Source organism: Caulobacter sp. B11, assembly GCF_002737765.1.
GTDB lineage: Bacteria > Pseudomonadota > Alphaproteobacteria > Caulobacterales > Caulobacteraceae > Caulobacter.
The window spans coordinates 1-4,623 of the sequence record NZ_PEGG01000232.1; the positions used below are offsets into that span (position 1 = coordinate 1).

Genomic DNA, 4,623 nt, shown 5'->3' on the forward strand with positions numbered 1-4,623 from the left:
GACCAAGGTCGCCACCATCTGCCGGAGGGGCTCCTGCCAAGCCAGATCCTTGCCCTGCCGATCGAATATCGCGCGGCAACGGACGCGTTTTCCTCCATTCGAGATCTCGACGAGGCGGCTGTCGTGTTCGGCTACATGATGGCTAGAGCGGAAGCCCGAGAGACGGTGCTGCCCATTGCAAAAAAAGGCCGTCGAGGGTTGCGAGGAGCGCGGCGGCCGGCTCTGCTCGCGGCGCCGAAAAAAGGCGAGAAGTCAGTCTTCCCCGCCGGTCCTACGCCGATGAGTTGATCCTGGAGAATCCACAGATCGGACTAGGGGAGTGCTCGCGTCGGGTCGCCGATAGGTTCCAAATAACACCAGACACTGCAACCGAGATCAAGGTAGCGGACAAATTCGAGGATCGACCAGTCGGGACGGGAAAATGGCCTCGTCGTGAATTGGTTAGAAGCCTTCAGGCCCGCAGGGGGTAACCCCGGGGTCCCCGGGGGTTATCCGGGGTTGCCCCCTCACAGCGTGACCGATCTGCGCCATCACCATCTTACCCGATGAGCTTCCTCACGGGTGGATGGAGCCAACACATGCAACTCGCCACCTCGGCGCCGGGCGCGATCAGCGCCATCGTGCCGGAATTCTTGGCCACGCCAGATGCCGCTGCGTTTCTCGGTCTGAGCACCGGGTACCTGGAAAATCTCCGCGTGTCGGGCAACGGGCCGCGCTGGCATCGACTGGGCGCTAAGGCCGTTCGGTACCGTCGTGCGGATCTTCTGAAGTGGGCCGATGCTCGCGCCCACTTCTCGACCTCCGAAGCCCAGACGGCCTGACGTGATCGCTCTGTATGTCCCCATCGGGCGGCGGTGATCCTATGGCCCCGCAAGCGCGCGTCGAGACGACGCCCACCCTCGCAGCCGGCGAACAACAGCGGCTTTCGTCCCCAGCAATGGTCATCCTGGTCCCGTATCGGGCCTGGCGCGGCATGTCTGCTCGCGAGGCCGCGGCCTGGGCCCGTGAATGCGAACTGTCGGCCGCGCGCCTCCGCAATCACCGGCTGGAGCTGCCGGAGAAGACCCTGGCCACCCTTAGTTGGATGGCGAACGGCTATGAGGCCCAGGCCCGAGGCGCATGGGCCGTTGTGTTACCCCTCGCCAGGCGGGATGCGTCACTTCTGAAGGTGCGCGTTGGCGGAGGCGCCCGATGAGCTGGGCGGCTTCTCAATGGGCCGCGAGGGCGCGTGTCGGCAGTTCGACCGCGAAAGCCGTGCTGCTAGTTCTCGCCGAAGCCGCTTCGGCTGACGATCTCTCCACGATTGTGGGTGTCGCCACTATCGCCGAGCGCGCTGAGCTGAACAAGCGCACCGTCATCGCGGCCCTGAAGCTCCTAGCGGGGGGCGAAACGGGGTCGGATGGTGCCGCGGCTGGCCAAGCCTTCATAAGGAGATCCAGGCGCTTCAACCCTACCGATGGGTCCAGGACGAGCGACAGGATCGTACTGCTTGTCGCCGCCCAAAGTGACGGTGATGCACTTAGGGACGCCAGCCAAGGTGAACCTGATGCACTCAGGCCGGCGGCCCAAAGTGACGGTGATGCACTTAGGGGGGGCACCAAGGTGCACGTCACAGCGCGCCTAGGTGCATCTGACGGCCCGCCTAGGTGCAGCACGGCCACCCTATCCGTCTCTTGTCCGTCAGATCATCCGGTTACCACATGTGGCGACCTTCCCTCCGGCCAAGTCCTCCCGTTTTTCACCGACACGCCATTTGAGCGCTGGTGGACCGCCTACCCGAACAAGACTGGGAGGAAGACCGCAAAGGCCAAGTTCGATCGGATCATCAAATCCGGCGAAGCATCCTTGGATCAACTGATCGCTGGCGCCGAGCAGTACGCCCAGAGCGACAAGGTAAGGCGGGGATACGCGAAAAACCCTGTGACATGGCTCAACGGCGGCTGCTGGACCGATGAAGCGCAAAACCACGGCAACTCTCTCAGCGGGGCCCAATGGGCCCTTGGAGCCGGCAATGACTGACGTGCAACTCATGAAGGCGAGCGCACCAGCCGTGCCCGGCCGGCAAGGCGTCAGCATTGCGACGGTCCTCGCACGCAGCGAAGCCGCGATCGCAGAACTATCGTTCGACTGGCCTGGCTCCCTTCACGAGCTGCAGCGCTGGGAGCACGGCGAGACCCCCCTTCAGCGATGGAAGCGAGCTCGCATGGCGCTCGAAACTGCGCCGCCTCGGAGCGTCTTCGAAGGGCGCTTGGCGGACATAGTTGAGCACCTCAAACCAGCGCAGCCTGGTCAGGCAAGGGCTATGGTCGGCATGCTAGTCGATGCCTTTCCGAATGGTCGGCCCCAGAATGCCGTCGCATACATGGAATCGATACTGCACGACGTCGTCGATATGGGATTTTCGGCTGTCGCGATCGCCATGGCCTGTCGCGAATTGCGCCGATCTTCACGCTTCCTTCCAACGGTAGCCGAGGTTGTGGGCGCGTGCGGCGAGGCCAGCGCGAAATGGCGGTCCGAACATCGCGTGGTCGAGCACCTGTTGAGCCGGCTGTCTGAAGCTGAGCGGTCAGCCGCTTCGCCAGAGCCGGAGCCGACCCCATTGGATTCCCGCCTGGCTCGCGAGGCGAGCGCGCCCGCAAGAGCGGGGCTCACCTAATGGTCAGCTACGTCCAAGTCCCCACCGGCATCTGGCGGACGAAACTGTCCCGCCGCTGCCAGGCCGAAACCCAAGCTCGCCGCATGGCTGAGCTCCACCGTCGCCGTGAGGCCGAGCGCACCGCTCGCGCCCTCGCCGAAGCCGCCAAGCCGGCGGCAACCCTGAAGGAGACTTGAGATGTTCCAGCAGCATGAACTCGACGATGCGGTCGACGCGAACGGCGTTGTGAAGCCCGGTAAGTGCCTGCGCGTGTCGTTCGCGATGATGGACGGCGCCGGCCCGGCGGCTGAGGTCACGACCGCGCAAGTCATCGACGCCACGCGCGCCGTGATGGCCCAGGACGCCGCCGTCGCCGCCTATGACGCCTACATCGGCGACCTGACCGCCGGCGGCACCTACGCGCCGGCGCCGCACTCCCTCCCGATCGTCACCGACCAGGAGCTTACCGACGCCGCTGCAACCGCCAGGGCGGCCCGCGACGTCTACCTGGCTCACCTCCGGGGCGAAGCCGCCTAACACCTCTCCCTGGCCCGTCGAGAGACGCGCCTCCATCCCTTTGAAGGATACGACCATGACCAAGACCCCGACCCAGGCCGACGAAAACCGCATCTGCCTCCTCAACGAGGTCCCGGCCGCCCGGGTGAAGACGGCCCTCACCAACACGAAGGCCCGGCTGGAACTGATCGAGCGGGAAACTGCCGCTGCCCACCAGCGCGCGATGAGCCCGACGGCCGATGACGCGGAGATACGCGCGGCCCGGGCCGAAGTCACCGACCTAGCGTTCGAGCGTGAGCGGCTGGCCAATGCGGTCGAGCATCTGACCGAGCGACACACCAGCCTCGCCGCTGCGGAAGTCAGGGCCTCGCAGCAGGAGGAGCATTCCCTTGCGAAGGCCGAGCGCGACGCCCTGGTGGTGGAAATCGCCGAGGTCTATCCCAAGCTCGCCGAGCAGCTCATCGACCTTTTCACGCGCCTGGATGCGAACGACGCCCGCCTCAGCGCCGTCAACAAGGCCGGTGGCGGAGAACGGTTGGAATCGGCGGAAGTCGCCGCCCGCGGCTGCGCCGGCAACTTCATCTGGCCGGTCGGCCGAGGCGCCGGGAACGTCGCCCGCCTGACCCGCATCCAGCTGCCCAACCTGAACCAGCACGGCTACGCCTGGCCGCCGCGGACCAGTGGGCGTGAGCGAGAAGAATTTCGACGAGGAGGTCACGGCGCAAGCCGTGGCCGCCGCCCCCCGAGCGCTCGTGTTGGAGTTCGAACAGCCTGAGATGGGCGGGGGCAGCATGGGGACCCGTGGGCCCTGACGCAGCGTGCGTTGAGCAGATCATGTCGTGACGAGAGGCTTAGGCCGAAATCACGGAGCCGACATGCATCCCCACCGCACCCATCCCGCCGCCCGCTCACAGTTCGCTTGTAGCCCGCCGAAGGTCGCTAACCCCCCCGCCTCCGAATCTGCACGATTCATCAGGTCGCCTAGTAGCGGAGCGACAGATGAACGACGTACTCAAACCCGAAGTCCTGGCCGGCATCGCTGGGGTGATCGCAGCATTGGCCGGCCTGGTCCGGGCGCTAAGGGCGCCAGCCGTCCGGAAAGATGAGGAACCAAGACCGTGACGACCACCAACACTAGGGGCATACCGGTGACATGACCCAGGCCGATCCCGAACCGCCCCTGGACGGCGAGCCCGGTCCGGAACTGCCCACCAAACGACGGCCCGCGCCTGCTGACCTTGGCCATTGCTGGGCATGGTCGCGGAGGGAAAGTGTCGCTGCGGAAGGCCTGTCGCCGTCTTGGTCTTGATCCGCCTTCCACGCACACTTGGCTGGAGGACGACCGCGATCGGCGCCAACAGTACGCGCGCGCACGCGAGCAGCGAGCCGAGATCTACGCCGAGAAGGGTCTGACGATCGGGCTGGCTGCGGCTACTGGAAAGCTGAAGGCGGACGGCGCGCGCGTGGCTCTG

The 4,623-nt window shown here is 65.7% G+C and carries 7 protein-coding genes; all 7 read left to right on the top strand.

Going from position 1 to position 4,623, the window contains the following annotated elements; genetic code table 11:
* On the top strand, positions 1-288 hold a 288-nt coding region (locus tag CSW58_RS14095; RefSeq protein WP_161494597.1), incomplete at its 5' end, for a hypothetical protein.
* Between the two features lie 290 nt (positions 289-578).
* Complete coding sequence (locus CSW58_RS09875; protein ID WP_099447172.1) at positions 579-821, top strand: AlpA family transcriptional regulator; 243 nt, start codon at positions 579-581, stop codon at positions 819-821.
* 433 nt (positions 822-1,254) lie between these two features.
* Positions 1,255-2,019, top strand: a complete 765-nt coding sequence (locus CSW58_RS13765) for a hypothetical protein (protein ID WP_143755156.1) — start codon at positions 1,255-1,257, stop codon at positions 2,017-2,019.
* The gene (locus tag CSW58_RS09885) at positions 2,012-2,656 is read left to right on the top strand and encodes a hypothetical protein (RefSeq protein WP_099447169.1); all 645 of its coding nucleotides are present in this window, start codon (positions 2,012-2,014) and stop codon (positions 2,654-2,656) included. The genes CSW58_RS13765 and CSW58_RS09885 overlap by 8 nt, the downstream gene beginning before the upstream one ends.
* A gap of 177 nt (positions 2,657-2,833) precedes the next feature.
* Positions 2,834-3,172: a hypothetical protein gene (locus CSW58_RS09890; RefSeq protein WP_099447170.1), complete on the top strand. Its 339-nt coding sequence runs from the start codon at positions 2,834-2,836 to the stop codon at positions 3,170-3,172.
* A gap of 55 nt (positions 3,173-3,227) precedes the next feature.
* A complete protein-coding gene (locus CSW58_RS09895) occupies positions 3,228-3,926 on the top strand; it encodes a hypothetical protein (RefSeq protein ID WP_099447171.1) in 699 nt (232 codons plus the stop codon).
* Between the two features lie 496 nt (positions 3,927-4,422).
* Positions 4,423-4,623, top strand: a 201-nt coding sequence (locus tag CSW58_RS15255; protein ID WP_236627758.1) for a hypothetical protein, incomplete at its 3' end; no start/stop codon positions are given.

Bases quoted from the DNA above. Each gene is read 5' to 3' on its own strand.
- CSW58_RS09895 (WP_099447171.1), top strand. From the start codon at position 3,228: ATGACCAAGACCCCGACCCAGGCCGACGAAAACCGCATCTGCCTCCTC.
- CSW58_RS09875 (WP_099447172.1), top strand. From the start codon at position 579: ATGCAACTCGCCACCTCGGCGCCGGGCGCGATCAGCGCCATCGTGCCG.
- CSW58_RS09885 (WP_099447169.1), top strand. From the start codon at position 2,012: ATGACTGACGTGCAACTCATGAAGGCGAGCGCACCAGCCGTGCCCGGC.
- CSW58_RS09890 (WP_099447170.1), top strand. From the start codon at position 2,834: ATGTTCCAGCAGCATGAACTCGACGATGCGGTCGACGCGAACGGCGTT.